This window comes from Mucilaginibacter kameinonensis (assembly GCF_003675385.1).
GTDB lineage: Bacteria > Bacteroidota > Bacteroidia > Sphingobacteriales > Sphingobacteriaceae > Mucilaginibacter > Mucilaginibacter kameinonensis.
Map to the genome: position 1 here is coordinate 419,289 of NZ_RCWZ01000002.1, position 24,833 is coordinate 444,121.

A 24,833-nucleotide genomic window follows, 5' to 3' on the forward strand; every position below is an offset into this window, starting at 1 on the left:
GGGCTTATAAGTGTTCTTATCATTAAATCTCATGTTGAAATCATGATACTTCGTGATTTTATGATTTTGGTATTGACGCACTTTTTTGACTATTAGGCAGATACCATCCGGCATAGCATTTGTATTTACCGCGAGTCGGTTTTAGGCAGTGCACTAAATAATTAGCGAGCTGCAGGTGATATTATATTTTTTAAAGCAGTCCGGCCATACCCATAAAAGAGGGAATACACACAGGGTCGGAATTCAGAAAACATCGACATGAAAAGTAAAATATTAATAGTAGAAGACCAGTTTATAGAGGCAAATAATTTACGTAAAGTATTAGAGGGAGCGGGCTATGCTGTTTGCCCTGTTGCCCGCTCTTTTGGCGAAGCGCTTAATACCCTTAATTCCGATTTGCCGGACCTTGTGCTGTTGGATATCTTTTTAAAAGGTGAAAAGACAGGCATTGATCTGGCCCCGATAATTAAGGAACGCAATATACCTTTCATTTATCTTTCGGCCAATTCGGACGAACGGACTTTTAGGCTTGCCAAGCAAACCTCGCCATACGGATTCCTGGTTAAACCATTCCGTGAAAAAGATGTGCTGGCTATGCTTGATATCGCTACCAACCTGCACGCCGAGCATCTTTCGCTCGCCAAAGTTTCTAAGGTATATAAAAGCCCTACTGATTTAAAAGGCGCCGGCACGGGTAATTTCGGAATGGCGGGAAAAAGCTCAGGCTTGAAAGATATTACAAGGCTGATACAGATAGCAGCTGCAGCCGAAAGCCCGGTGCTGATACTGGGCGAGAGCGGAACAGGCAAAGAGTTAGTAGCAAGGGCTATTCATAACCATTCGGCTCGCAGTAAAAAACCGGTCATTATTGTTGATTGTGCCGCCGTGTCACCTACGCTTATCGAATCTGAGCTTTTTGGGCATGAAAGGGGAAGCTTTACCGGGGCGGTAGATAAACGGATAGGTAAGTTTGAACAGGCAGAAAACGGTACCATTTTTTTGGATGAAATAGGTGAGATGCCGCTGGAGATCCAATCTAAACTACTCCGGGTTTTGCAGGAAAAAGAGATCTGTCCGGTTGGCGGGAAACGGAAGAATGTTAACGTCCGGATAATCGCGGCAACCAACAGGAACCTGGAAGAAGAGATTGCCGCGGGGAGGTTCAGACTTGATCTTTATTACCGTTTGTACGTATTCCCGATAGAATTATCGCCATTGCGAGAACGAAAGGCAGATATTATGCCAATTGCGGAGCATTATCTTAGTGTGTTCGCAACTGCCAATAAAAAAAGCATCACTGGATTTTCTGATCCGGTTAAGAAGGTGCTGCTCGGTTACCCATGGCCAGGCAATGTACGGCAGCTCATTAATCTTATTGAACGTTCTGTGCTACTTTGTGACGGGCACCTCATAAACCAGGTGAACCTGCCCGTATTGAAGCCGTCGCCCGTAGCCGGGAATACTAAAGAACGAGGCATCAAAACCTTTGCCGATAATGAACGTGACCATATCCTGGATACACTGGCAAGGTGCAACTGGAAAGTATACGGTACGGGAGGGGCTGCAGAGCTACTTAACATCAATTCCTCAACGCTTAAATCAAGAATGATTAAACTGGGTATTTCCAAACAGTTTGGTTAATGCTTAAAAGAACGCTGATTGTATTAAAAGCAAATTTTCTGATCGAAAAGAAATTTATACCTAAACCTATAAAGCTCGCAGGCAGAAACAGGTCAGCATTCCGAAAACCACCATGAGAACATTTATTACAACTATTTTCTTACTGTTATTCGGCATAACCGGGATGGCACAAAAATGCCATTCCTGCCTGCTGGCAGATAGTGAAGCGGAGAAAAATCAATCTGCCGGGAACTTCTATCTCCTGAAAAAACAATATGGCACAGCAAAATCCTACCTGCTGAAGGCGCTGAAGCAATATGAAACGGGTGGTAATGCAAAGAATATTCGGGATGTTACCCTCTTGCTTTTCAGGGTAGATTCTGCCACAGGGAATTACCAAAGTGCTATTTCCTATTTACGGCGGAGTGATGCAATAAAAGACTCGATGTTCAATTCGGTCAAGAACAGGCAAATTAATGCGTTGCAGATCGCATATGCTACAGAACAAAAGAATAAGTATATCAAAGAGCTGAAAAACTCGGCCCGGGTTAGGCAATTGAACCTGGCACATGCCAGTTCTGTCCGGATCCGGACTGCCATCGGTTCAGTGTTGTTGATAGTTATTGTGATACTTATTTACCGGCAGTTGGTGGCCGCAAAAAGAAATAACAGACTGATTGACCGTAAAAATGAAATGCTTCAGTATTTGATCCGCGAGAAGGAATGGTTGTTAAAAGAAGTGCATGACCGCGTAAAAAACAATTTGCATACGGTTGTTTGTTTGCTGGAATCACAGGCAAAATATCTCGAAAATGATGCCTTACAAGCTGTTGAAAGCTGTCAGCACCGGATCTTCGCGATGTCTCTGATCCATCAAAAGTTATATAAAACAGATCATGTCAAAACAATTGATATGGCGGAGTACATACCCGAGCTTATCAATAACCTGGAAGAAAGTTTTGGCGTTGAGGGTTTTGTTAATTTTAAGTTTAACATCGACCCGGTGGCGCTTGATATTTCCTATGCTATCCCTCTGGCCCTGATCATCAACGAGGCAGTTACCAATGCCATTAAATATGCGTTTCCGGGCTACAAATCAGGTGAAGTTCAGGTTATATTGGTTAATAACAACGGTCAGCTAAAACTTCAAATTTGGGATAATGGTATCGGCCTCGCAGATGATCCTTTCAGCAAAAATTATAACTCACTTGGGATGGAGTTAATGAAGGGGCTGAGCGCCGAGATCAATGCGGCTATCAAATTTGAGAATTTAGGCGGCACCCGAATCTCCATTACATTTATCCCGGCTTTGCCGGTTTAAATTGCCCTTTAACAACTTACAGCCCTTTCTGAAATCTTCAGGATAGCCATCGAATTACGCCTGTAAATCTACTGTTGGACTTTTCAACAAAGCAATCTGGGCTTTCTAACAAAACGCCGTGGCACGCTATTGCCGAACTTTGTTCCCGAAATTAAATGAAAATCATGGAATGTCAGAATAAAAACCCGGAAGGCCATGAAAAGCAAAGTGGCTCCGGCCCCAGATTGCTATTAAATTCTTATTCGGGGAATAAAATAGAGGGTGAGGCTTTTGTCACCGATCATATTTTCAGTTACATCATTAGCGGGACTAACGAGGTATGGTTGGGGGATAAGAAATACATTTTTAGTGCCGGCGACTTCCGGTTTTTCAAAAGAAACCAGTTGTCCAGGTATGTAAAAAGCCCCGTTGGCGGTAGTTTCAAATCCGTCGCGGTGCATATTGACCAGGCCACATTACGCGAAATGAGTGGTCTATATGGTCTAATTACCGATGAAAGTCATCAATCTGGCGGGGCTATGCTGATCAGGCCAGGTAGCCTGCTTAAGGGCTTTGCCGATTCCCTTATACCATATCTGCAATATGGGCAACCAGACGAGCGGATCGTCGCGCTTAAAACGCGGGAGCTGATCTTATTGCTTATTCAAAATGATTCTGCATTCAAAAATATCCTGTTTGATTTCAGTGAGCCCGGCAAAATAGATCTGCAGGCATTTATGAACAGCCATTACCGGTACAATGTGAGCATTGATCGGTTCGCGTTTTTGACAGGGCGGAGCCTTTCCGGATTTAAGCGTGATTTCGAGAAGCTATATCAAACCAGCCCGAGTCGATGGCTTGTCCAAAAACGATTGCAGGAAGCCCGGTTCCTGATTGAAGAAAAACAGGAAAAACCCTCAGATATCTACCTCGATTTAGGATTTGAGGATCTGTCACACTTCTCATTTGCTTATAAAAAGTCGTTTGGTTATGCGCCAAACAAGAAATATCTATAAACTAATAAAAATAATAAAATGGATTTAAAATTAAAGGGCAAACGTGCCCTGGTAACCGGTTCAAGTTCCGGATTAGGTGAGGCTATTGCAAAACTTCTTGCAAGTGAAGGCGCCACGGTTATTATTCATGGCCGAAACAGCGGAAGGGCAAATGAAGTTGTAACCGCGATATTGAATGCGGGCGGATCGGCTGAATTGGCAATAGGTGATCTTTCGACAGATGAGGGTGCCGACGCGGTGGCAACAGCCGCGCTTAAATCAGGGCAAATAGATATCCTGGTTAATAATGCAGGTGAAACTTCCCACAAATCATGGGGCGAAGCCACTACTGAAGACTGGTTATCGATATACAATAACAACGTAGTTTCTTACGTGCGGATGGTACAACGGATAGTTCCGCAAATGAAACATCTTGGGTGGGGAAGGGTGATCCATATCGGCGGGGGACTTGCCATACAACCGATCAAGGAACAGCCTCATTATAACGCTACACTGGCTGCCCGCCACAACATGTCGGTTTCACTGGCCAGGAGCCTCAAAGATTCTGGTATTACATCCAATGTTGTTTCGCCGGGTGCAATCATAAACCCGATGGTTGAGGAGTGGTTACAAAACGCGGCGCCAAAATTTGGCTGGGGAACCGATCCGGAAGAAATAAAATATAAAGCCGTGCAGGAACTGATCCCTAACGATACCGGCAGGTTTGGTGAACCTCAGGAAGTTGCCGGTGCCGTAGCCTATCTGTGCAGCTCTTTTGCCGACTATATCAGCGGTTCGGTACTTCGTGTAGATGGCGGAACGATTCGCTGCCTTTAAGGGAATGTTTTGATTCCTGATAATTATTTACCTGTTAACGTCATGACTCCTTGTTAGCAATAAATCCAACCGCTATCACATAAAAATCTCACAAAAGGGGAAACGGCTAACTTTATAATTTTAACCCCGGTAAAAGCACTTTTAACGGGGTTAAAATTGATTTAGCTATCTTATTAAACAACTATAGGTTGTAACTTAAATTTAGCTTCATTTTGAAGGTGTTCTTATCTTAGTACCCAACACCTTTTTAGTCTATGATTACAAGTGAGAGCCAATTCCCCCGCTCTGCTAATGAGAAATTGCCGAAGGGGGCAGGAGCAATATATTGCTTATTTTGAAGATAATTCAGATGGTATCCTGGTCCACGATGACCAGGGAAATTTAACGGATGCAAACATAGAAGCCTGCAGGGTTTTGGGCTATACAAAAGAAGAGTTGCTGCGTATGAACATCGCAGAACTTGAAGTAGGCCTGGAGATCATAACCACACAAACCGATTGGGCAGGTTTTCTGAAGGAAAACTCGCTTATCCTTCAACGCGACTTCCGAAAAAAAGATGGTGCAACATTTCCTGTCGAGATCCATTACCGCAGCTTTGATAAAGATGGGAGCGCTCTTTATGAATGCACCATAAAAGACGTAACCGAACGTAATCTTTTACGCATCAGGGAACGTAACAGGGCTCATATCCTGGAGCAACTGGCCGGCGATATAGATATCTTCACCATCATGCGGTCGATTGTGCAGTCTATTGAAGAAGAGGATGCCACATCCATCTGTACCATTTTGTTGTACGATAAAGCTACAAACACATTAGGTACCGGAGCGGCACCAAACATGCCCGACTTTTACAATGAGGCCATTGATGGCATATCGGTAGGGGATGGGATAGGTTCTTGCGGTAGTGCCGCTTTCTTTAAGAAGCTAATATGTGTTGACAATATCGGCACGCATCCATACTGGGTCGATTTTAAAGAACTGGCTTTTAAAGCGGGCGTGCAATCCTGCTGGTCGCAGCCTATATTATCCAGTACAAATGAAATGGTGGGTACGTTTGCCATTTACCACCGCGAACCAAGAACGCCTAATGAAACTGATCTTGCAAGGATAGCCTATGGCGCGCGTTTTGCCAACCTGGCAATCGAGAACAGGCGCATCAGGGCCGAGATATTGGAGCATAAAAATCACCTGGAACAATTAGTAGCCGAACGGACAGAAGCGCTTATTCACGCCAATGAAGAACTGGAAGCATTTTCTTATTCGGTAAGTCATGACTTAAGGGCGCCGTTGCGTGCCATTGCTGGTTTCAGCAACATCATGCTCGAAGATTATTCGGATAAGTTGGATGCAGATGGCCAAAAAACATTAAATACCATTGTTCACAATGCCCTGCGCATGGGGATGCTGATTGATGATATTCTTTCTTTCTCTAAACTTAGCCGTGCCGAAAAAATAAATACATCACTGGACATGAAGTCCATTTTCAGAAATGTGTTTGATGAATTGATAAGGCAGGAGCCTGCAGGCCACAAAGTAGTTTTTGAACTTGGCGAGCTTACGCCGTCGATAGGTGATCAGGCCATGATTACCCAGGTGGTGACCAACTTTATCTCCAATGCATTGAAATACTCGCGCAATACAGCCGAAACCAAAATCATTGTAACCTCAACAATAGCCAACGGTAGTACCATTTATGCTGTAAAAGATAATGGCGCCGGCTTTGATGAAAAATACAGGAACAAGCTGTTCAAAATATTCTCGCGTCTGCACAATGATAAAGAGTTTGAAGGCACGGGCATAGGCTTAAGTATCGTAAAGAAAGTGATCGAGCGCCATGGTGGGGCGGTAACTGCCGAAGGGGTATTAGGAGAAGGGGCCACTTTTAGTTTCAGTCTGCCTATTGTTTAGTCAGTCAATTTTATACAAAATCATCTAATTATAATTTTCAACATTATGACTATCAAAGAATATCCTGAGGTTTTATTAGTAGAAGATCGCGAAGAAGATGCAACACTTACCATACGCGCATTAAAAAAATACAACCTGATAAATGACATTAAATGGCTGGAGGACGGACAATATGCTCTGGATTACCTTTTTGGTACCGGGCCCGAGAAAGTTTTGCAAGCCATTCCTAAACTGATCCTGCTTGATCTTAAACTGCCACGTGTTAATGGTTTGGAAGTATTAGAACAAATTAAAGCTTCGGAAGCCCTGAGGTCGATACCTGTTATCATGATGACCTCCTCAAAAGAGGATGTTGATATTCAAAAAGCATATCAACTGGGTGTAAACAGCTATATAGTAAAGCCTATCGACTTTATGAGCTTTGCCGATTGCGTAAAGCAGTTGGGTATGTACTGGCTTATGCTTAACCAGCCTCCCAAGCCAACACAATAGTAGTTTTCAACTATTAAATATTGCCGAATACTTTATTATCCCCCAATACTACTCACGATGAATAATCTGAGAATCATTATTATTGCCGATCAACAAGAGAAAATATTAATTAGCGAGGCGCTCAACGCCGCGTTTCAGCAGCTTCAAATCACCTGCTATGATAACCAGCATGATTTTGAAAAATCTGTAAAACTCTATAACTGCGATTTTTTAATTGCCGAGGAAAGCCTCGTAAACCGGGGCTTTTATACCCAGCTTTCTCCTTTTCTTGAATTAACAAAGATCCCGCTTTTGATTCTTAAGGATCCGGGATCGCAGTCGTTCAATAATCATGTTGTAAAAGAGTTGACTAAAGACTCCGATTATTTACAACAGCTGCCGAGCCTTATTTCGCAGTTGATCAATGAGCAAATTGCCGCAACCGGTCAAAACAAGATCTTGTTTCTCGAAGATGAGGAGATAGATATCACGTTCATCAAACGGAAATTCATCAAACTGAACCCGCAGTATGAATGCGATGTCGTATCCAGCATTGCCGACTTAAGGAAACAACTTGGAGAGAAAGAATATGATCTGGTAGTTTCAGATTTTCACCTGCCCGACGGAAATGCCTTTGACTCCATTGCCACTGCAAAAGCAGCAGACATTCCTATAGTCATTGTAACGGGTCAGGGCTCGGAAAAAACGGCTGTGGAATTGATGAAATCCGGCGCGGCCGATTATCTGATAAAAGATAAAAGCATGGGCGAGCACATGCTGCTGTTGCCCAGCATCGTGAAGTCGGTACTCAATTTCAAAAAACTGGAAAACTATAACAGCGGGTTGCTGGAGATGTTGCAAACAAAAAATCAGGACCTGGAGCGTTTTGCACACATTATAGCGCATGACTTGCGCTCGCCTATTGCATCTTGCTTGCTATTGATCAATACACTGCAAATTCTTGGCGAAGACTTATCGCCCGATGTGCAGGAAACCATGGAGATGCTTACAGAAGTATCCCAGAATATGACAAACACTATTGAAGGGATCTACCAGTACACCGTATTGGATTCGCAGGCAGATGCTTTTGTAAAGGTAGATATGAAAAAGGCTGCTGAAGAAGCTTTACAAAACCTGAAGGTAAAGGTAACCGAATGCGGGGCGATTGTAAACATCGAACCCATGCCCGAAATAAGCGCCAACTATGTGGCCATGGTGCAGCTTTTCCAAAACCTGATGGGCAACGGCATTAAATACCGCGGCGATAAAACGCCGGAACTTACTGTGCGTAGTTTTAAACAGGCCGATGAACAGGTGTTTGCCATAAGCGATAATGGTATCGGTATAGCAAAGGAAAATCACAAGAAGATCTTTGATATTTTTAGTCGGCTCCATAGTAGCACCAGTCAATACGAAGGTGTAGGAATGGGGCTTACCATTGTAAAAAGGATTATTGAACGTCATAACGGTAGGATCTGGGTAGAGTCTGATTTGGGTATGGGAACTACTTTTTTCTTTGCCTTTAAGGCAGCTTAGGGATAGTTTCAAGAACGTTGCCAAAGCCTTTAGTCGAAAAGATTGAAGGCTTTTTTGCTGGGTATTGTTAATAACTGTTTTAACGTTGCAGGATGGGTGTTAAGTAAGTAACTTAACTGACACATTTCTCATATATGACCAGGTTTTGAAGAAATAGGAAATGGGCCACGATTCTTATTGTGATATTTTTGATTGCGATGATACTTGGCTTAACACCGTGGAAAGCCATGTTTCCAATCCAGATTACAGGCGGTATAGCTTACGGGTTAACAAGTTTCTCAACAGGAGTATTGGGCTTAATAGGTTTCCTGGTTACCTTATGGATTTATATTAAAGACATTAACCGATTTGCTCTGTTTGTAAAACTGTTATCGGGTTGTGTTGCAGTGTTGTTGCTTGCTGTTTGGATATTAGGTTTATTGTTGCCTACATTCAGATGGATCGACAGGAATGTCTATCGAAATGGGGATGACTATCTGGTATTGCAGGAACAGGAAACTTTTGTAACAAGTAATCTTAAACAACCGCGTTTGATCAGAACAAAATCACCTTACAGCATGATCCGGAAAATTGAAGAACAAGGTGAAATTAAGGAAAACGATTATCGGTTTAGCGGAGATGTGGTAATCTATAACGGTAAAAAATGGCTTAAAGAACGGAGTAAAAGAGAAGAGTAAGAAAAAGATTACCTTTAATAAAAGTACTGTTGAGCGCCAACCCAGAGGATTTCTTTTGTTAAATATATTTTTTGATCACTTTGTTGATGAACTCCCGTAGCTTTTCATCACGTGATTCATCTTTTGCTATCTCATGAATTAATTGTGCATGTTTTTTGCCGTGGTGCCAGAGAAGGCCCGAAACACATTCAGTGTAGGTTAAAAAGAAATCTCCATGCTGTTCTAATTTTTTGAGTTGAATTTGCTCTGCCAAATCCGAATCACTGAATTTTAAAAGGCTTGCTGCTTTCCAGGAAATTTCACCTTGATATTCAAGTACCCATGTTTGCAGTTTTTCTAAAAGCCCTTCCGGAATTTCAAATTCATCCTCATCCGAGGCTTCTGCAAGCAGATTTATCGCCGCATACATAAAATCCGTCAGCCATTTGTCCCCTGTGTTTGATATGGAGATTTTTAGTAGGAGGGGAGTAATCAAATACGAAGTATTTAATTCACTTAATAAAGAAGCGAATTTGTTTGTGTTCTTGATCTTTTCGGGGCTGAGGATAAGTGCTTCCAGCTCTGCTCTAAATCCTTCAAAATTATCAACTAATAAATCGTAAAGAATCTCAAGCTTTTCACTTATTCCTGTCATTGGTGATCATATATTTCTGCCTCTAAATTAAAAAATGATTAGTCGTATTAGCATCCTCGCGTAACAACCAATCGGTTTACTGTTAATTTTTGTTAAAGCCACACGTATTCGTAATTTATGTGTTATATTTAGGTACCTACTTTACCTGTTAACTGAACCCGTCATGAAAACATTGAAACTTACCTCAACAGTAATATTGATGCTCCTGTCAGTAAACCTGTTTGCCCAGCGTATTAAGGGGATTGTGATTGACAAGGCTACCTATTTGCCGGTAGCAAACGCTTTTATCAGTTCAACGGCATCAAAAAGTATAAGTAATCAGCAAGGGAAGTTTGTATTGGGCAGCGTAAAGCCGGGCGATACTTTGAGGATCAGTAGTATAGGATACAAGCCATTCAGGCTCATTATCAGTTTTTTAAAGTTTGATACTTTAAGGTGTTATATTGAACCGGATGCAACTGTTTTGAGTGAGGTGAAAATTAGGGGCAGGCGTAACGCCAAAGCCGACTCATTGCGTAACAGGAGGGAGTTTGCCTCTGTTTTTGCCTATCGTGGCTCAATCATAAAAGACGCGTTTATAACACGTCCGGCCGATCTTGATTTTGGAAAACCCAGTAATCACATCAATGCAGATAAAAGTACTGCCACCATTATAAGTATCAATTTGCTTTCGGTTATTGACATGCTGAGTAAAAACAAAGCCCCTCAATCAAAGCTGCAAAAGATCCTGATCAAGGACGAGCAAGATGAGTATGTCGACCGGTTTTTTTCGCCGGAAAAGGTAAGTTCCATCACGAGTCTCAAAGGCGATTCGCTTCAAAATTTCATGAACCAGTATCATCCTGATATTAAGAAAGTGAAAAAGATGAGCGATTATGATATGATCAGCTATATCAGGAAAAGCTATGCCGATTACCTTAAATCAGGAAGTAAACAAACAGTTCCGCTTTTTGGGAAATAGGGGTGGGCTTTCACGCTAAAACGAGTATTGTCCGCTAACTTCCTTACCGCTCAAGTACAAGGTACTTTTTGTTGCAGTTGTAGCAAAAATACCTTTTAATCGGTAGCCAAAATGTCAATAGCTTTAACAGCCGTGGTCTTTTTATTCTTTGACCAGTATTAGTTAAACAGTTTGGGCAAAGTGAGCGTCGATGCCTTTCTTTTGAAGGTTTATTTCCAGTATCTACAATATGCATAACATGAATACAATTAAGTCCATTGTATCCTAATAGCAGTTTTTTTATTGCTTAATACCCAAAACTAAAAGGCGCATTCCTTTTTGGGAATTGTTTATGAGGCTTTGCTATTATATGGATTGCTCGCAAGCACAGGCGATTTTTTGTTAAACCTATTCCATTCATCAATATTTACCATACCTGGAGTAGTTGAATAGTGTTTTTTACTTGTAGGGCAAGCGACTGAAAAGCCTTTGCGGCCTTGTTCAACTACCGGGCGCGCACCGCACTCTTTGCAAGGTTCACAATGGATATTTGGTTGAATTTGTATAGGTTCTGACATTTTGTTTTTTAAAAGGTTATATAAATACTTGCCAAAAGGCAAGCGTATTTTTCATTATGTATTAGGGTTTTGGTTGTGTTGTTACAAAGATCGAAATAAAATTTTATTAAAAAAACAGCAATTTTGGAATGTGATTTCACAATTAGGTTGTGTATTTGTTGACAAAAGTGTAAAATATACCGAGTTAGTGTAAAAAAGTGTGCAATTGTGTGAATTCGTAAACAACTTTAAGTTGTAACCTTTTTTGTTTATTAACAACTTTTTTACACTTTGGGTTATTCAATCAATCGCTATGAAAAAAACTATATACTTTTTGCTATCCCTATTAATTTGCGCCCATTTTGCATATGCACAGCCCCCTTCATCGTCGGTAAAGCAATGGCAGGATCAAAAGTTTTCGATGTTTATCCATTTCGGTGGCATTTACTCGGTTTTAGGAGGTGTGTGGGATGGCAAACCTGTAACCCGTGGTTTAAGCGAACAGATACAGGCGCACGCGGGCATCTACAGCGATACTTACGCTAATCTGGCTAAGAACTTTAATCCTGTAAACTGGAACGCAGATAGCATTGTTCTGTTAGCAAAGGCCGCTGGAATGCGCTCAATAGTACTCACATCTAAACACCATGACGGTTTTTGTATGTTTAAAACAGCTACGACCGATTTTAACGTAGTTGATGCAACCCCTTTTAAGCGCGATGTGGTAAAGGAAATGGCCGAAGCCTGCAAAAGACATGGTTTGCGGTTTGGGTTATATTTTTCATTGATCGATTGGCATTACCCACAGGCATCGCCTATATCCAGCCATAATTCAGATTATGTAACGCCGGAGCATCATGAGTATAATAAAAAGCAGGTAACCGAGCTGTTATCAAACTATGGTACCATATCCGAGCTTTGGTTTGATATGGGCTCTCAAAGCCCTGAGCAAAGTAAAGAGCTTTACCAGCTGGTACATCGTCTGCAACCCGATTGTATGGTAAGTAGCCGCCTTGGTAACGATCAGGGCGATTTTGCTGTTATGGGCGATAACCAATACCCAGATTATTCTATAGGCGTGCCATGGCAATCGCCGGCCTCATTTTTTGATGAAACCTGGAGTTACCGTTCATGGCAAAAACGCGGCAGCGAAGATGAAAAGTACAAAGAGAAACTGGAAAGCCTGATCCGCGTGATTAGCAGGGGGGGCAACTACCTGCTCAATATCGGCCCTAAAGGGGATGGCTCGGTAGTAGGTTTTGAAAAAGATGTTTTATTGAAGATAGGAACCTGGCTTCATAAAAATGCCGAAGCTGTTTACGGTACCACTGCCGATCCTTTTTTTACCTCCTTTAAATGGGGTAACATAACCAGCAAACCTAATAAGCTTTATCTTTTTGTAAGCTCAGTGCCAACTAATGGCTTGATCACCTTGCCCGGCCTTGAAGGTAAAATTAATGGTGTATCTGTTTTAGGCGAACAGCAATCGCTTAACTTTAAGCAAACTGCCAATGATGCTGTAATAACTTTGCCTGCTGATTTTGATAACGAAAAACAGATCAAAGTAATAGCCGTTGACGTTGCTGAGGGCTATAAGGTACAACCTGTTCATATTATCAAAAGCAGCTACGGCCATATGGAACTGGATGAGCATAATGCTTATAATTACTACAGTTCATCGGGTATCGACTATAACAGCAATTACCAAAGCACTGTAAAGCAAGCGTGGACAATCAAACCTACCGCGACAGGTAAATATCGCCCCTCTATCAAATATACCGACGAGGAGAAGGGTAATGTGATTGATCTTGCCGTTAACAATGTAACTACCACAATCAAGCTTGATAATGACAGGTTGATGAAGTACAAGGCTGATACTGCTAAAATTAAATGGGGGCCTTTGTATATCACCGGCCCATATTCGGCAGGTTTAGGTGGTTTAAATGGCAGTGCCGATAAAATTGATATTAGCAAACCCTATACTAATGATACCGATAAACCATGGCAACGCATGGATAGCTACAAAAACGGACAGCTTATTGATTTACCGGCAGGTATGGATAATGCCTATTATATACTACAGAATATTACGGTAGAGAAAGGTTTGATTTATGCACAGGTTAAAATCACCAGCGGTGATGGTATTGTTGTTATGTTTAATGGCAAACAAATGCTCATTAATAATAACCCAGGCAAGGCCGGATCTGTAGATCATATTATTGGCTTTGATTTGATGCCCGGCAATAACCAGTTATTGATAAAGGTGTTCAATAACTTTAAGAAGAATGTACCTTTTGCCATCAGCCACGGTATTCCGCAAAATATCTATGTAAAAGATCTTGATCCGCAAACCTTAGAGGCAAACAGGCTTTACCCGGTAAGTTTAAAGCTGCATGATCCGGCTTCGCCGCATCAAACACTAAAGCTGCCAAACCTCGAAATTTGGTTTACAAAAAAATAAGGAATTAAAAAGATTATATCTTAAATTGCAAGCAATTAAGTGTTTAAATAACAATTAATTGTAGACCTATGAAGAGAAGAGATCTGATTAAAGGTATGGCTGCCGCTGTACCTGCCTTTTACCTTTCAAAAGCTTTTGGTTCGGTTGGGATGTTGGCCGCTAATTCTGTTCCGCGAATTGCCGATGGACCGTTTAAGCCCGATTGGGAATCACTTAAGCAATATAAAGTGCCCGATTGGTTCAGGGATGCCAAGTTTGGCTTATGGGCACATTGGGGGCCACAGTGCCAGCCCGAACGTGGCGATTGGTATGCCCGTGGTATGTACCAGGAAGGCAGTGATCAGTATAAATATCACATTGAAAAATATGGACATCCCTCAAAGTTTGGTTTTAAGGATGTGATAAACGAATGGAAGGCCGAAAACTGGCAGCCGGGTGAGTTGCTTGATTTGTACAAGAGCGCCGGAGCTAAGTACTTTATGGCCTTAGCAAATCATCATGATGGGTTTGATCTGTATAACAGTACCTATCAGTCGTGGAACTCTACCAAGATGGGGCCTAAAAAGGATTTAATAGGCGGATGGGCCAAAGCTGCAAAGGAACGGGGTTTACCATTTGGTGTAACAGTACATGCCGCCCACACCTGGACCTGGCTGGAAGTTGCGCAGCGCTCGGATAAAACAGGGGCAATGAAAGGTATTCCGTATGATGGCAAGCTAACTAAAGCTGATGGTGCCGGTAAATGGTGGAACGGCTATGACCCACAGGAATTGTATGCTCAAAATCATGAGCTGAGTAAGGACAGCCTGGATGATCATGCAATACACCGGGAGTGGAACTGGGGAAATGGCGCCAGCATGCCGAGCAAAGCTTATTGCGATAAATTCCTGAAGCGCACCATCGAGCTTATTGATAAGTATGGTCCCGATTTGATATATTTTGATGATACCGCGCTTCCGCTTTGGCCGGTGAATGATGCTGGTTTAAAGATTGCCGCGCACATGTACAATACCAGCGTTAAAAAGCACGGGAAATTAAAAGCCGCCCTGTTTGGCAAGATTTTAGACGAGCAGCAACGTAAATGTATGATATGGGATATTGAGCGTGGGCAAAGCAACCAGATTGAGCCCGAGCCATGGCAAACAGATACCTGCATTGGTGGCTGGCATTATGACCGCCGGATATTTGAAAATAAGGGCTATAAAAGCGCTAAAACCGTTATCCATACGCTTGCTGATGTAGTGAGTAAAAATGGCAACCTGTTGTTGAATATCCCTGTAAAAGGCGATGGTACCATTGACAGCGAAGAACGTAAAATTGTAGAAGGGATAGCAGCATGGATGCACATTAACAGTGAAGCTATTTACGCCACCCGCCCGTGGACTATTTTCGGCGAAGGCCCGGCAATTGAATCAGCTGCTCCTTTAGATGCCCAGGGCTTTAACGAGGGTAAGGGCAAGCCTTTTACTGCCGATGATATTAGGTTCACCAAAAAAGGTAATACGCTTTATGCTATTGCATTAGGCTGGCCGGGCGAAAAAGGTAACCTGATCAAGAGCCTGGCGAGTGCATCACCGCAATTATCCGGCAGAAAGATCAGCAATGTAAGTATGATAGGATATCCGGGTAAATTAAGTTGGGAACAAACGGGTGAAGGCCTCAAAATTAAAACTCCTGCTGTAAAGCCAGATGATATTGCTGTAGTTTATAGAATTGAGGGAGCGATAGGATAGAGGCTTATAGAGTTCGTCGTAACAAAGACTTACGAAGTTTTTAAAACTTCGTAAGTCTTTTGAAGCATAATCATTGCCTACTTCAGCAGCACCTTAGTGGCCCCGTAACCAAATTTCTCTTTACGGGCATCCATAAAGGTTTGTACTTTTTTATGCCGGCCCAGTTGTTTATGCAGTTCATTGCGTAAGGTACCATTACCGGCGCCGTGTATGAAGGTAATATCAGGTAACTGGTGAACAATAGCAGCGTCCAGGGCCTTATGGAAATGGGCCAGCTGAATCTCCATGATCTCCGAACTGCTTAAAAACTGGTAATCATCGCGCAGTTTTTCTATGTGCAGATCAACCTCGCTAACCGGTTTTTCAATCACTATTTTTTCGGTAGGCGTTTCAAAAAAGCTTTCCTTTAGTTTTTGCGCATCAATAACCAGTTCGGGTTCATCAAGCCTGATCAGCCATCCCGGTTGGTTAAGCAACGGAATATTCTTTTTAGTGGTCGAAAAATCTTTGGCTTTAAATTTTTCATGAACAGCCAAAGGTGCCGGCGGTTCAATGTTTTGTTTGGTGCTGAATAAAACGCTGAAGATAAATTTGGGCCACACCTGCAAATCTGCCAGTTGCGCCGAATACATGTTCTCTGTTGATTTAGGGGCTACTATTCCCGCAAATTCGCCTTTAAATACCTGTTGTTTATCTGTTGTTAAAGTAACCAGTAGCTGAAAAGATGTTTCATTGATGAGGTGGAAATGAACTACCGAATTTGCCCGGGCATCGGTAATTACACCTATATAAACACCTTTTTGTACAAATTCTCCTGTGGTTACGGGCTTTTCATCGGTTGTATTGGTGCTTTTTGTTGTTCCTGCAGGCTGGTAACCATGTACGTAAGTTACCTTGCTGGCCAGTACCGGAATCTCAAAATCATCATCGCCGGTAACGCCTATCATCTGCTCATCGATGATGCGGGTAACAAAACCTTCCATTTTTTCATCAACAAACCGAACAAAATCGCCTAATTTATATTTCATAGCTTAATGTTATTACTGTGCAAAGTTAATTTATCCGGGCACATCCCACCGATAATAAAACTTGCTTATTTTTAATTGGGTTTAGCAGTAATTGAATGATTAACAGCTTTTAGAAATATCAATTTTAACCATATACATTTATTTTCATACCATGAGCAACAATACCCCTAAAACACTGGATAATGATTTGTTAAAACAAGTATTTGTCCACAATCTAAACCGGATCTATTTTGGTAAGTGCTACCTTGATAAGCACCTTGAACATCTGAAAGGTCTTGCCTCATTTACTGCGCTACAGCAGGGAATACAGGAGTTTTGGGATGATATCAAAAAGCAGATCGATCGCATGAAGCAGGTTTATAAACTAATTGACGAAATTCCTTCAGATAAGAACTGTAACCCTATAAAGTCCATTGTTAAGGATGAGTTTTGTCTTGATGAGGCACAATCAATTCCGGTATTGCTGGATATGGATATTATGATGTATCTGCAACTGCTTGAGCATATTAATATAACCTCATGTCATATGCTTATTATGGTAGCTAAGCAGCTTAACTATACTGAGGCTCAGCAGCTACTTACCGAATGTAAAGACGAATCAATTGACAATGATGAGCTTTTTACGCTCATTATCAAGGAATATATAGTTGCCGATTAGTGATTTGAAAAAAAGAAAGCCATCCGCATAGCGCAGATGGCTTAAATGTTAGTTATTTAATACCCCTATTAAAATAACTGATAACAAAGTAAAAAAAAATATATCCGATACCGCAAAATATTTATTCATAAATATTCATTGTGACAGCTTTGTTACAAATGTGGTATGATATAACGATTTATCAATAGTTTTTTATCATTGATTGTATTGATAAATGCTTCCCGCATATCGTTATTTAGTCCAATTGATTTAAATTGGCCACTGAAATTTAAGACTCATGATCAGACCCATTATTTTATCTGCCTTATCCTGCATGGTATTTGTTCAGGTTAAGGCACAATCCCTGTATATGCCACGCGATATACAGAAGGCATTTAAAAACGAAACCAGATCGGCCGATGGTCGTCCGGGCAAAAATTACTGGCAAAATTATGGCCGTTATAACATCAGTATTACGGCCGTACCTCAAAACCGAACCGTAAAAGGAACGGAACAGATTACTTATGTTAATAACAGCTCTGATACCTTAAAAAGGCTTAACATGAAACTGATCCTGAATATTCATAAACCAGGTTCGGCCCGTTTTGGGGATGCCGGGGCTGATTATCTGACACCGGGTATCCAGTTTGATAATTTTTCAGTTAATGGCGAGGTAAAAAAAGTTCCATCTGCCTCAACAAATCAGTACGTAAGCCTGAGCAAACCGCTGATGCCGCATGATTCGGTTAAGCTGGATATCGGCTGGCATTTTGAGTTATCTAAGCAAAGTGGCCGCGAGGGTATGATTGATTCAACCACCTGCTACCTCGCTTATTTTTATCCGCGCGTATCGGTGTATGATGATTATAATGGCTGGGACAGGTTGCCTTTCCTTGATGCGCAGGAGTTTTATAACGACTTTAATGATTATACGCTGCACGTAACCGCCCCTAAAAACTATGTGGTTTGGGCTACAGGTACGCTGCAAAACCCTAATGAAGTATTACAACCAGAGTATGCAAAACGCCTACAGGCTTCCTTCACCAGCGATTCAACCATTCATGTTGCTTCGGCGGCAGAAATGGCTGCGCATAAGGTAACTGCTCAAAAAGATATGAATACCTGGACATGGACCGCTAATGACATCAGTGACATGGCAGTAGGTATTAGCGATCATTATGTATGGGATGCAGCCAGTGTTGTGGTGGATGACGCCACCAAACGCCGTGCAAGCATGCAGGCTGCCTTTTTAGATAGTTCTGAAGATTTTCATCACGCTGTACAGGCCGGCCGCCATTCGTTAGGGTGGTTGTCGCATAACTGGCCGGGTGTACCTTATCCATTCCCTAAAATGACCTCATTTCAAGGCTTTGCGGATATGGAATACCCAATGATGGTAAATGACAGCCATACCAATGACATCCGTTTTTCGCAATTTGTACAGGATCATGAAATAGCACACACCTATTTCCCTTTTTACATGGGTATCAACGAAAGCCGCTACGCTTTTATGGACGAAGGCTGGGCTACAACCTTTGAATTGCTGATAGGGGCCTCAGAAGTTGGTAAGGAAAAAGCTGAAGCATTATACAAAGATTTCCGTGTTGACAGGTGGATCCATGATGCCTCAACTGCCGAAGATCAGCCGGTTATTACACCTTCAAGCGAACTAAGAGGAGGTTATGGTAATAACTCTTACGGTAAGCCATCGCTAAGCTATTTTGCCCTGAAAGATATGCTGGGCGACGAGCTGTTCAAAAAAGCTTTACATGGATATATGGATCGCTGGCATGGCAAACACCCTATTCCATGGGATTACTTTAACTCCATGAGCAATATCACCGGTAAAAACCTCGACTGGTTTTTCAATAACTGGTTCTTCACCAACTACTACATTGATCTTTCATTGAAAGGCGTAAGCAAATCATCAGGCGGTTATACCGCATCAATCAAAAACATTGGTGGCTTCGCCGTTCCGTTTGATGTAAAGGTTACCTATGCAGATGGTTCAACTGAAAGCATTCATCAAACACCGGCTGTTTGGGAAAAAAACCAAAGACAGATTTCGGTAGATATCAAAACTGCTAAAGCAATAAAATCGGTTACGTTAGATGGCGGCATATTTATGGACGCTGATGAAAGCAACAATACCTGGAATAAATAATAAAAATGTTTATAAATAATAAAACCCGGTCATTGGCCGGGTTTTATTATTTTATGATAGTACTAAATATTATGCGTTTTGTACAGAATTGTTCCAATCGTTGGCAGTTGCTTTAACTTTATCTTTTGCGTTTTCAGCAGCATCGCTGGCTTTGTCTGCAAGATCATGAGCTTTTGATTTTGCAGCATCAACGGCATTATCTTTTGCATCCCAAAGATCGCTTACCGTGCCGCTAAACTTGGTTTTAGCTTTATCAATTACATTACTGCTGTAATCTTTGATTTCGCCGGCTGTGTTTTGAGCTTTGGTCTTGGCTGTATCAACCAGGTCATTTATATAGTCTGCAATGTCGCCCCTTAACTCGGTGCCTTTTTCAGGCGCTAACAATAAACCCAAAGCAGCACCAGCTGCAGCACCTACTAATAATGCTGCTATAATTTTTGCTTGATCTTTCATGTTCTTTCTTTGTTTTATGTGTAATCGATTTATGATATTATTGGTTAAACAACAACAATGCCAGTTTTTATTTGAAGATAGTATCCAAATATTAAGTTTATACACATAGCACATTAACAAAAAGTAAGGCAACAAAAAAGGCACCCAAAAAATTGAGTGCCTGGTAGGCTTAATGATTATATTATAATTATATAACTTTTACATTTACCGCGTTAAGACCTTTACGGCCATTTTCAACTTCGTACTCAACGGTGTCGTTTTCGCGAACTTCGTCGATAAGGCCTGTTGAATGAACAAAGATATCCGGACCGCCATTGCTTGGCACGATGAATCCGAAACCTTTTGTTTCGTTGAAGAATTTTACTGTTCCTTGATTTTGCATTATTTTATTTATTAATGCCGCCAAGGTAGATATAATTTACCGTAATCGTGCAAACCCCCGAATGCAATTTAGATACAAACTGAATAATTGGACAGTAGTTGCATTGTTAAGGTGTTGAAGTTTAGGCTACTATAGCTAAATGATGTCCCTGTATCGTATCCTCCGAATCTTTTACTATCCCTCTTATCTTTTCATCCAGCTCATTAACCGTGTGCTCAATCATATTAAAATAGCCAAAATCAATGTTTTCCATCCGCATCAGGTCTAAAATGCCAAGTAATGATGCCACCGGCCTTCTCAACTCATGCGACTGTATAATTGCTATCCGGTTAAGCGCCTCGTTTTGAATACTGATCTGTTCTTCGTGCCTTTTACGCGTGGTAATATCGGTTGAGTTGATGGCTACGCCGATCACTTCGCCGTTATTGTCTTTTACAGGAATAAACGAAGTTTCTTTCCAACATGCATTGGGTGTCCCGCTCTGCAATTCCCATTCGCGTTTTATAGAACGACCGGTTAATGCCACAGCAAAATACTTTGAAAAGCTATGGATCATCGTCGGTTCTGTATAGGCAATGATGTTATCGCCATTGGCCAGTTTTTTATTGTATACACTTTTGATGAATACTGAAGCCGATTTGTTGAATGCCATAACCTCCAGGTTACGGCCAACCAGGATATGAGTATCTTTTGAACTGTCGAAAATCGCTTTCAGCTTCATCTCCGATTCGCTGATGGATGCCTTTTGCGATTGGGAATGCTGGTGTTGTTGCTCAAGCGAACGCAGGCTTGAATTAAGCTCCATAAGATTTACCACCTGTTTTGCCAGCGTTTTTAATGACTTGGCCTGCTGATGATTGAGGTCATTGGGTTTAAAATCGATAACGCATAAGCTGCCGATCGCGTGGCCATCTTTGGTGATCAGCGGAGCACCGGCATAAAACCTTGCAAGGGGTTCGTTAACCACAAGTGGATTGGTATTGAAACGCTCGTCGTTAAGCAGATCTGGCACTACCAGCACCTTGTTTTGGGCTATGGTGTGGTTGCAAAATGCAACCTCGCGCGGGGTACAGCTAATATGGGTACCGGTGGAGGCTTTAAACCATTGCATATCCGAATCAAGCAAGGTAACCAGGGCAACGGGGGTGCCACAGATCTGAGCTGCTAATCCTACTATGTCATTTAAATCGACTACAATATCGTTATCCAGATCCTTAAATCTCTTAACGGCATGCAGACGCAGGGGTTCGTCATTCATTGTATAAGATTAGTAGATTTTTAAATAACTAATTCAAAACAGAAAGTATACGCGCTAACAAAATATCGGCCTGTTTGTAATGAAATACGCAATGATTTGGCCAATAGATGTATAAATGACAAAAAAAATGAAAAAAAATTGAGAATTTAATTATTGTTTAAAGTAAACATTCTTTATGATTAAAATATTTCGGATAGGGCACTTTTTTAACCATATGGCAAGTGTGGGAATGGCAAATAAAAAGCCCTTTAGCTTTAAAGCCAACGGGCTCGCTAAAAAACAGATCACAACAAAGCAACATCCACATTATCCGTCTTATTTTTTAGCCACATCCTGTATCGCGTATCCTACATCACATGTGTTTTAAAGAATATACGATGCAGTTAGAAGTTTAGTTTTTAAAAAGCTAAGTTTGCACCGGCAATCGCGATTGTGGTTTGCATCTTCTTATAAAATTGAACAATACAAATGAAGGCCTTTATATTCGACCTTAACGGCACCATGATCAATGATATGCCGTTCCACACTAAAGCTTGGCAATACCTTTTAAATAATGATCTGGGCGGTAATTTTACCTGGGATGAAGTAAAGCCGCAGATGTATGGTAAAAACCAGGAGGTACTGGTGCGTATGTTTGGCCCCAACCGCTTCACTACCGAAGAAATGGATCGCCTATCTATCCTGAAAGAGCAGCGCTACCAGGAAGAGTTTTTACCGCACCTTGCGCTGTTACCAGGTTTGCATGAATTTTTAGAGAAAGCTTATCAAGCCGGTATCCCCATGGCAATCGGTTCGGCAGCTATTCCTTTTAATATTGATTTTGTGTTGGATAACCTGAACATCAGGCATTACTTTAAGGCAATTGTTAGTGCCGATGATGTGGTACTAAGTAAACCACATCCCGAAACATTTTTAAAAGCCGCAGAACTATTAAATACTGTACCAACCGATTGCCTGGTATTTGAAGATGTGCCCAAAGGCGCGGAAGCTGCTGCCAACGCGGCTATGAAAACTGTTGTATTAACCACTACACATCAGCAGGACGAGTTTGTGGCTTTAGAAAATGTAATCCACTTTGCCGAAGATTTTACAGATGGTTTTTTTAGCAAACTGATATAATAAATCTGCCAGGCTGTTATTTTATTAAAGGATTCATCGTATCATTGTTTAGTTATAAATCTTGATCTGAACCTGTTACGATGAACCTTAAATTAGTTTTTTGCCTATTGGGCATAGCCGCACTGGCCAGTTCCTGCAGCGATCATGTATATGCGCCGGCCCTGCATCGCAGCGATATAGCTTATTTACCTAAGCCGGTATCTGCTGATACCAGCAAATCTGCCACTTATATTACGGCAGGTATTACATATGATACCAATATTAATCCGGCAGACAATCTCACAAGCGGGCAGTTTAACCTGAGCCATGCAAATACCTTTGATCATGTTAACCTTGCCTATGGTGCTTTCGGCGTTTTAGGGAGTTATCATAACGGCGAACTGCAGCCCAGTGACCCATATTATTTCCGGGATAAATTTTTCGGGGCGGGAGGGTTACGCTTATCGGGAGATTATTTTATAAAAGGGAGGAATGTTGATTTCCGCATCATTGGTTTTGAGGCCGTTTATAGTCATGAATTTGGTGACTACGCCCGTTTCAGAAAAACAGTAACCAACCAGCCGAACTTTTTTACTGACACCCGTACTGATTTGTTTACGCTGGGTGGTACTACAGAAGTTATTTTCCATGCAGGCTATAATGCCGAGAAGAAGTTCGGCTTCCGCGTTTTTGCTGGAGGTACTTTTGGCCCCGATAATATTTACAGGAACAATAACTCAAATTATACCTACTCATCCTTAAACCACGGAATAGTTACCGTAGCTTATTTTATGCAGATCAAAAGATATGTACTGATAGCCGAGGGTGGGTACTATTTTCAGTTCAGGCTGGGATACCAGTTTTAGTTGAAAAAACAACGTCATTGCTTCGTCTCGCAATGACGTTGTTTGTGGTTTGAACTACTTAAATAGCTTATTCTGAGTAAACACTACCAACCTTATCACGAAGGTTATAGCCTGAAGCCATTACCTCGCCATAAGCGCCTGCGGTACGCACAGCTATCAGGTCGCCGCGGAATGACTCGGGTAAGCTTACATCTTTCTGAAAGCAGTCGGTACTTTCACAAATCGGTCCAACTACATCGTATTTTAAACTTTCCGACTTTCCGACTTCCGGACTTTCCGACTTCCGACTCAGGTTTTCTATCTGGTGATAAGCCTGGTAAAGCATCGGGCGAATCAGTTCGGTCATGCCGGCATCCAATATCAGGAAGTTCTTTTTCTGACCGTTCTTAACGTATAAAACACGTGAGATCAAAGATGCGCTTTGTGCAACCATAGCGCGACCAAGTTCAAAATGTACTTCCTGGCCTGGCTTAACATTCAGGAAGCTTTTAAATACCTGGAAGTAGGCTTCAAAATCGGCTATGTTGTTATCCGGGTTATAGTAGTCAACCCCAAGACCGCCACCTGTATTAAGTACTTTGATAGGGAAACCACGATCTTCAAACCAGTCCTGCATTTCGTTGATGCGGGTACAAAGATTTTTGTAAACCTCCAGATCGGTGATTTGTGAACCAATATGGAAGTGAATGCCTAAAAATTGCAGGTTATCGCATTTACGCAAAGCGGCGGCCACATCCGGCAACTGCCAGGTATTGATACCAAACTTGTTTTCATCAAGGCCGGTTGTGATGAAATGGTGCGTATGGGCATCAACGTTTGGGTTAATGCGGATAGCAACACCGGCCTTTTTGTTTTTGGCTTTGGCAAGACCATCAATAATAAAAAGCTCCTGGATAGATTCCACATTGAAGCAGAAGATATCGGCATCAAGCGCCAGGTTAATTTCACGGTCGGATTTACCTACGCCCGCAAATACCACTTTGCTTTTATCAAAGCCATGCTCAATGGCTGCTTTTACCTCGCCACCGCTCACGCAATCGGCACCGAAGCCATAGGTTTGAATAGTATCAATAACCTTTGGATTAAAGTTTGCCTTCATGGCGTAATGTACATGGAAGCCATGCTTGGCAGAAGCGTCACGGCAGGCACTCAGAGTGTTTTTAAGCACTTCCAGATCGTAATAATAAAACGGAGTATCTAAGCCGTTAAATTTATCTATAGTTTTACTTGTAAACATTGTAGTATATCATCAAATCATGCTGAATCAGATAACCC

General features: G+C 41.7%; 22 protein-coding genes. 15 read left to right on the forward strand and 7 right to left on the reverse strand.

Features of this window, described 5'->3' with window-relative positions:
- Positions 1-258: 258 nt before the first annotated feature.
- The 8 genes from EAH55_RS08795 (at position 259) to EAH55_RS08830 (ending at position 9,344) form a co-directional block, all read left to right on the forward strand.
- The gene (locus EAH55_RS08795) at positions 259-1,641 is read left to right on the forward strand and encodes a sigma-54-dependent transcriptional regulator (RefSeq protein WP_121809302.1); all 1,383 of its coding nucleotides are present in this window, start codon (positions 259-261) and stop codon (positions 1,639-1,641) included.
- Positions 1,642-1,753: 112 nt separating this feature from the next.
- A complete protein-coding gene (locus EAH55_RS08800; protein ID WP_121809303.1) occupies positions 1,754-2,941 on the forward strand; it encodes a sensor histidine kinase in 1,188 nt (395 codons plus the stop codon).
- A 164-nt stretch (positions 2,942-3,105) separates the two neighbouring features.
- The gene (locus EAH55_RS08805; RefSeq protein WP_121810021.1) at positions 3,106-3,936 is read left to right on the forward strand and encodes an AraC family transcriptional regulator; all 831 of its coding nucleotides are present in this window, start codon (positions 3,106-3,108) and stop codon (positions 3,934-3,936) included.
- Positions 3,937-3,954: 18 nt separating this feature from the next.
- On the forward strand, positions 3,955-4,752 hold the full coding sequence (locus tag EAH55_RS08810; protein ID WP_121809304.1) for an SDR family NAD(P)-dependent oxidoreductase: 798 nt from the start codon (positions 3,955-3,957) through the stop codon (positions 4,750-4,752).
- A gap of 291 nt (positions 4,753-5,043) precedes the next feature.
- Entirely contained in the window at positions 5,044-6,660 is a 1,617-nt protein-coding gene (locus EAH55_RS08815) for an ATP-binding protein (RefSeq protein ID WP_121809305.1), read from the forward strand.
- Between the two features lie 45 nt (positions 6,661-6,705).
- Positions 6,706-7,152, forward strand: coding sequence for a response regulator (locus EAH55_RS08820; RefSeq protein WP_121809306.1), 447 nt, complete (start codon positions 6,706-6,708; stop codon positions 7,150-7,152).
- A 57-nt stretch (positions 7,153-7,209) separates the two neighbouring features.
- Positions 7,210-8,667 (forward strand): hybrid sensor histidine kinase/response regulator, encoded by a 1,458-nt coding sequence (locus EAH55_RS08825; protein WP_121809307.1) that lies wholly within the window; start codon positions 7,210-7,212, stop codon positions 8,665-8,667.
- Between the two features lie 227 nt (positions 8,668-8,894).
- Complete coding sequence (locus EAH55_RS08830) at positions 8,895-9,344, forward strand: hypothetical protein (RefSeq protein ID WP_162996790.1); 450 nt, start codon at positions 8,895-8,897, stop codon at positions 9,342-9,344.
- A 58-nt stretch (positions 9,345-9,402) separates the two neighbouring features.
- On the opposite strand, the gene EAH55_RS08835 is transcribed toward EAH55_RS08830, so the two are convergent.
- Positions 9,403-9,978 (reverse strand): hypothetical protein, encoded by a 576-nt coding sequence (locus EAH55_RS08835; protein WP_121809309.1) that lies wholly within the window; start codon positions 9,976-9,978, stop codon positions 9,403-9,405.
- Between the two features lie 163 nt (positions 9,979-10,141).
- On the opposite strand from EAH55_RS08835, the gene EAH55_RS08840 reads away from it, so the two are divergent.
- Complete coding sequence (locus EAH55_RS08840; protein WP_121809310.1) at positions 10,142-10,939, forward strand: carboxypeptidase-like regulatory domain-containing protein; 798 nt, start codon at positions 10,142-10,144, stop codon at positions 10,937-10,939.
- Positions 10,940-11,268: 329 nt separating this feature from the next.
- Here the strand turns inward: EAH55_RS08840 and EAH55_RS08845 are convergent, their stop codons facing one another.
- Positions 11,269-11,496, reverse strand: a complete 228-nt coding sequence (locus EAH55_RS08845; protein WP_121809311.1) for a hypothetical protein — start codon at positions 11,494-11,496, stop codon at positions 11,269-11,271.
- A gap of 292 nt (positions 11,497-11,788) precedes the next feature.
- On the opposite strand from EAH55_RS08845, the gene EAH55_RS08855 reads away from it, so the two are divergent.
- Together EAH55_RS08855 and EAH55_RS08860 are read left to right on the forward strand one after the other, a co-directional pair.
- On the forward strand, positions 11,789-13,936 hold the full coding sequence (locus EAH55_RS08855) for an alpha-L-fucosidase (RefSeq protein WP_121809313.1): 2,148 nt from the start codon (positions 11,789-11,791) through the stop codon (positions 13,934-13,936).
- A 68-nt stretch (positions 13,937-14,004) separates the two neighbouring features.
- Positions 14,005-15,669: an alpha-L-fucosidase gene (locus tag EAH55_RS08860; protein ID WP_121809314.1), complete on the forward strand. Its 1,665-nt coding sequence runs from the start codon at positions 14,005-14,007 to the stop codon at positions 15,667-15,669.
- 77 nt (positions 15,670-15,746) lie between these two features.
- Here the strand turns inward: EAH55_RS08860 and EAH55_RS08865 are convergent, their stop codons facing one another.
- Positions 15,747-16,697 carry a Smr/MutS family protein gene (locus EAH55_RS08865; RefSeq protein ID WP_121809315.1) on the reverse strand — a complete coding sequence of 317 codons (951 nt, stop codon included), beginning with the start codon at positions 16,695-16,697 and terminating at the stop codon, positions 15,747-15,749.
- Positions 16,698-16,848: 151 nt separating this feature from the next.
- Between EAH55_RS08865 and EAH55_RS08870 the strand changes: the two genes are divergently transcribed.
- Positions 16,849-17,355 carry a DUF892 family protein gene (locus tag EAH55_RS08870; RefSeq protein WP_121809316.1) on the forward strand — a complete coding sequence of 169 codons (507 nt, stop codon included), beginning with the start codon at positions 16,849-16,851 and terminating at the stop codon, positions 17,353-17,355.
- 277 nt (positions 17,356-17,632) lie between these two features.
- Entirely contained in the window at positions 17,633-19,498 is a 1,866-nt protein-coding gene (locus tag EAH55_RS08875; RefSeq protein ID WP_121809317.1) for a M1 family metallopeptidase, read from the forward strand.
- A 69-nt stretch (positions 19,499-19,567) separates the two neighbouring features.
- On the opposite strand, the gene EAH55_RS08880 is transcribed toward EAH55_RS08875, so the two are convergent.
- From EAH55_RS08880 to EAH55_RS08890, 3 genes are all read right to left on the reverse strand, one after another.
- On the reverse strand, positions 19,568-19,954 hold the full coding sequence (locus EAH55_RS08880; protein ID WP_112567726.1) for a YtxH domain-containing protein: 387 nt from the start codon (positions 19,952-19,954) through the stop codon (positions 19,568-19,570).
- Positions 19,955-20,141: 187 nt separating this feature from the next.
- Entirely contained in the window at positions 20,142-20,336 is a 195-nt protein-coding gene (locus tag EAH55_RS08885; protein WP_090533335.1) for a cold-shock protein, read from the reverse strand.
- A gap of 121 nt (positions 20,337-20,457) precedes the next feature.
- A complete protein-coding gene (locus tag EAH55_RS08890; protein WP_121809318.1) occupies positions 20,458-21,594 on the reverse strand; it encodes a GAF domain-containing protein in 1,137 nt (378 codons plus the stop codon).
- A gap of 468 nt (positions 21,595-22,062) precedes the next feature.
- On the opposite strand from EAH55_RS08890, the gene EAH55_RS08895 reads away from it, so the two are divergent.
- A complete protein-coding gene (locus EAH55_RS08895) occupies positions 22,063-22,713 on the forward strand; it encodes an HAD family hydrolase (protein WP_121809319.1) in 651 nt (216 codons plus the stop codon).
- An 80-nt stretch (positions 22,714-22,793) separates the two neighbouring features.
- Entirely contained in the window at positions 22,794-23,558 is a 765-nt protein-coding gene (locus EAH55_RS08900) for a hypothetical protein (RefSeq protein WP_121809320.1), read from the forward strand.
- Between the two features lie 67 nt (positions 23,559-23,625).
- Here the strand turns inward: EAH55_RS08900 and lysA are convergent, their stop codons facing one another.
- Positions 23,626-24,795 (reverse strand): diaminopimelate decarboxylase, encoded by a 1,170-nt coding sequence (gene lysA, locus EAH55_RS08905; RefSeq protein WP_112567734.1) that lies wholly within the window; start codon positions 24,793-24,795, stop codon positions 23,626-23,628.
- Between the last annotated feature and the right edge of the window lie 38 nt (positions 24,796-24,833).

What these genes read in the sequence shown, in the direction of transcription:
- EAH55_RS08890 (WP_121809318.1), bottom strand. Translation starts at nt 21,594, where the DNA reads ATGAATGACGAACCCCTGCGTCTGCATGCCGTTAAGAGATTTAAGGAT.
- EAH55_RS08900 (WP_121809320.1), top strand. Translation starts at nt 22,794, where the DNA reads ATGAACCTTAAATTAGTTTTTTGCCTATTGGGCATAGCCGCACTGGCC.
- EAH55_RS08820 (WP_121809306.1), top strand. Translation starts at nt 6,706, where the DNA reads ATGACTATCAAAGAATATCCTGAGGTTTTATTAGTAGAAGATCGCGAA.
- EAH55_RS08835 (WP_121809309.1), bottom strand. Translation starts at nt 9,978, where the DNA reads ATGACAGGAATAAGTGAAAAGCTTGAGATTCTTTACGATTTATTAGTT.
- EAH55_RS08895 (WP_121809319.1), top strand. Translation starts at nt 22,063, where the DNA reads ATGAAGGCCTTTATATTCGACCTTAACGGCACCATGATCAATGATATG.
- EAH55_RS08795 (WP_121809302.1), top strand. Translation starts at nt 259, where the DNA reads ATGAAAAGTAAAATATTAATAGTAGAAGACCAGTTTATAGAGGCAAAT.
- EAH55_RS08845 (WP_121809311.1), bottom strand. Translation starts at nt 11,496, where the DNA reads ATGTCAGAACCTATACAAATTCAACCAAATATCCATTGTGAACCTTGC.
- EAH55_RS08810 (WP_121809304.1), top strand. Translation starts at nt 3,955, where the DNA reads ATGGATTTAAAATTAAAGGGCAAACGTGCCCTGGTAACCGGTTCAAGT.
- EAH55_RS08825 (WP_121809307.1), top strand. Translation starts at nt 7,210, where the DNA reads ATGAATAATCTGAGAATCATTATTATTGCCGATCAACAAGAGAAAATA.
- EAH55_RS08885 (WP_090533335.1), bottom strand. Translation starts at nt 20,336, where the DNA reads ATGCAAAATCAAGGAACAGTAAAATTCTTCAACGAAACAAAAGGTTTC.
- EAH55_RS08870 (WP_121809316.1), top strand. Translation starts at nt 16,849, where the DNA reads ATGAGCAACAATACCCCTAAAACACTGGATAATGATTTGTTAAAACAA.
- EAH55_RS08840 (WP_121809310.1), top strand. Translation starts at nt 10,142, where the DNA reads ATGAAAACATTGAAACTTACCTCAACAGTAATATTGATGCTCCTGTCA.
- EAH55_RS08880 (WP_112567726.1), bottom strand. Translation starts at nt 19,954, where the DNA reads ATGAAAGATCAAGCAAAAATTATAGCAGCATTATTAGTAGGTGCTGCA.
- EAH55_RS08830 (WP_162996790.1), top strand. Translation starts at nt 8,895, where the DNA reads ATGTTTCCAATCCAGATTACAGGCGGTATAGCTTACGGGTTAACAAGT.
- EAH55_RS08875 (WP_121809317.1), top strand. Translation starts at nt 17,633, where the DNA reads ATGATCAGACCCATTATTTTATCTGCCTTATCCTGCATGGTATTTGTT.
- EAH55_RS08815 (WP_121809305.1), top strand. Translation starts at nt 5,044, where the DNA reads ATGAGAAATTGCCGAAGGGGGCAGGAGCAATATATTGCTTATTTTGAA.
- EAH55_RS08865 (WP_121809315.1), bottom strand. Translation starts at nt 16,697, where the DNA reads ATGAAATATAAATTAGGCGATTTTGTTCGGTTTGTTGATGAAAAAATG.
- EAH55_RS08805 (WP_121810021.1), top strand. Translation starts at nt 3,106, where the DNA reads ATGGAATGTCAGAATAAAAACCCGGAAGGCCATGAAAAGCAAAGTGGC.
- EAH55_RS08860 (WP_121809314.1), top strand. Translation starts at nt 14,005, where the DNA reads ATGAAGAGAAGAGATCTGATTAAAGGTATGGCTGCCGCTGTACCTGCC.
- EAH55_RS08800 (WP_121809303.1), top strand. Translation starts at nt 1,754, where the DNA reads ATGAGAACATTTATTACAACTATTTTCTTACTGTTATTCGGCATAACC.
- lysA (WP_112567734.1), bottom strand. Translation starts at nt 24,795, where the DNA reads ATGTTTACAAGTAAAACTATAGATAAATTTAACGGCTTAGATACTCCG.
- EAH55_RS08855 (WP_121809313.1), top strand. Translation starts at nt 11,789, where the DNA reads ATGAAAAAAACTATATACTTTTTGCTATCCCTATTAATTTGCGCCCAT.